The organism is Caballeronia sp. LZ035 (genome assembly GCF_031451175.1).
Classification (GTDB): Bacteria; Pseudomonadota; Gammaproteobacteria; order Burkholderiales; family Burkholderiaceae; genus Caballeronia.
Genome location: NZ_JARUXS010000037.1, coordinates 1 through 560, shown reverse-complemented (window position 1 = coordinate 560; position 560 = coordinate 1). Strand labels below are relative to the sequence as shown.

The 560-nt window shown below is 65.0% G+C and carries 1 pseudogene; it reads right to left on the bottom strand.

Going from position 1 to position 560, the window contains the following annotated elements:
- Nucleotides 1-560 (bottom strand): annotated as a pseudogene (locus QCE88_RS41955) (type IV secretion protein Rhs); the annotation flags it as partial.

The following is a 560-nucleotide window of genomic DNA, read 5'->3' as shown; positions in this document are numbered from 1 at the left end:
CCGAAGACGCTCGAACACCCCGCCGGTGTCACCTGTTCGAGCAGATTGCCGCGCGTATCCCAGGCCTGGCGCCAGACGCCTCCCTCGGGGTCGGTGATCGCGACCGGCCGATGCTGCTCGTCATACTCGGTCTGCACCACGGTGCGATCCGGCAGCCGGTGCGCGAGCAGGTTGCCGTACCCGTCATATTCCCATTCCGTCGCGTTGCCCGCCGGGTCGACCTCCGCGATCGTGCGGCCCTCACCATCGTATTGATAGCTGCGCACGCCGCCGGCACCGTCGATGCGCGCCACCGGCCATTGCTGCTCGTTGTATTGCAGCACCGTGAGGTGGCCCAGCGAATCCGTGAAGCGCGTCTCCAGATGCGTAAGGTCATACTCGAAGTGGTAGTCGTACAGGCCGCCGTCGCCCAATGCGTGGCTCACGCGCCATTGGCCGTCCTCGTGCATCGCATGGCTGTAGTAGAAGGACAGGCCATTGCGGTCGGTATGCCTCACCATCTGGTGCTGCGCATACTCGAAACAGTAGGGCGCGTCGTGCGCATCGAGCACGGCGCTCAA